General features: G+C 70.8%; 1 protein-coding gene. It reads right to left on the bottom strand.

The genetic code is table 11. The features are described 5' to 3' along the window. Nucleotides 1–1,882 (bottom strand): toxin glutamine deamidase domain-containing protein (locus GV790_RS28810; protein WP_218586487.1); only part of this gene is annotated, 1,882 nt, incomplete at both ends.

The raw sequence follows: 1,882 nt of genomic DNA, 5'->3' as shown, positions 1-1,882 counted from the left end.
TGTGATGGTCCGGTTCGAGGAGCCCGGCGCGGGGCCCGCTCTTCCCGATGCCTTCGACGGGCGGACCATGGAAGCCTTCGTCGGAGGTGGGATCGACGGGAATGGGGTCGTCGGGGCGGTCGCCGATGCGGGCGTCGCCATCGATGACACCGGCGGGGTCGTCCGGCGCCGACCGGCTCGCCTCGACACCGCCGATGATGTCCATCGGCACCGGCAGCCCGTCGCGGTTCAGGTCGAACCGGCGGATGGTCACCTCACCGTGCTCGGAGGTGTGCGCGAGGTAGTACTCGATCTCCAGCGTGCCGTCACGGTGGGCGCGCAGCAGCTCGTTCCGTGCGGCGAGCAAGGCCCGGCCTTCCGGATCGCTGTCCAGAGCCCGCAGCTGTTCCGGAGTGGCCCGCAGCACAGTGGCGAGGTTGGTGTCGATCGCCAGGGTGCGGCGCAGATACTCCGGCGAACCCTGCTGTGCGCTGGCGGTTTTCGAACCGCCGAGGGTCGACCCGACACCCTTGGCCTCGACCACGACCAGCTTCGGCGGCTTGCCACCCGCACCCGGCTCCAGCGCCGCGATATCGACGGTATTCGCCCCGTCGAACGCCCCGGGGAACGGGGTGAGCTGCACCGCGCCGGGCCGCAAGGCCGGATCGAGCACGAACGCGGTTGCGCCGAGTTCGCCGAGCAACTTGGAGGTGGCCACCATGTCCTGGCCGAGATCGTTGTACCGTTCGGCCTCCGCGCGGAGCTCGCCGAGCCGGATCAGCTTCGCGATCCGCTCCGGCTCGGGGATGTCGCGGTCGCTGGAGATTCGGTTGATATGCCGCTGGATCTCGGCGTCGAGGCGTTTCGGCGCGAGATCATGGATATCGGTGATGCCGAACTCGCCCATATGCTGCTTGACCAGGCTGCCGAGCGCGTCACGCTCCGCCTGCAAGGCGATGCGATCCGCCGACGCCTGCGCCAGTCGATCCGCGATCGCCGCATCGGTGACCTGGTACGGCGCGGCAGGTCCGGGCTGAGCCTCGTACAGGTAGCCGTAGGAGGTGCGCGGATCGGGGATCCAGCGCTGGGCGTCGCGCAGCTGGAAGTTCTTGTCCCGCCAGGTATTCGGTGGGTCATCGGTGTGGTGCCAGTTGCCGTCGCTGCCGCGGTACATCCCGTCCGGTACAGCACGCAGCGGCGCGGGCTGGTTTCCGTCCGGGGCGCCGACTCGCCGGTCGGCGTCGAGCCCGGCTGCCGCGGGCACCGTCTCCTCGATCGGGTGCAGCGGATTGCCCGCCGCGTCGTAGACGATGCCGTAGGTGCCGCGCACCTCGCGCGGCAGCGTGGGCGGGAAGCCCTCGACGCGACCCGCGCCGGGATCGCGCACCATGATCGTGCCGTTCTCGTTGACCAGCACATACGCGTGCGCGCCCACCCGGTATCGGTTGGTCGGCCCGGAGTAATCGTCCACCACCAGCGCTGCCGAGCCGGGCCCGAGCACATCCAACTGATCGGCGATGGCGTCATGCCCGTCGAACGGCCGCAGCCGCCCACCCGCGGCCGCCTCGACCTCCCCCGCGGACATGCCTTCCGGGCCGACCGGATGCACCGGCGGCGTGATCGCCCGGCTACCGGTCAGTTCCCGAATCAGGCGCAGCGCCAGCTCGGCGCAGCGACCACGCCGCCCGGCACCATCGCGCGTGCCGTCGCCGGAACGCGGTGCCGACGACGATGTACCCGCCGAGTCGCCGACTGGCGCGGCATCACGCGAACCGATCCGGTTCATGCCAGGGCCGTTGTCCCGCCCGGAAACACCGCCTACCAAGTCCGGCGGCGGGATGACGAACATGGCGGGCGGGAGGGCGGAGCCATCGAAATCGTCGGCGTCCGGGGCGGGGCGGGG

It is taken from the genome of Nocardia cyriacigeorgica, from assembly GCF_010858045.1.
Taxonomy (GTDB): Bacteria; Actinomycetota; Actinomycetes; order Mycobacteriales; family Mycobacteriaceae; genus Nocardia; species Nocardia cyriacigeorgica_E.
The sequence above is the reverse complement of the archived record's forward strand: the minus strand, read 5'-3'. Positions and strand labels throughout refer to the sequence as shown.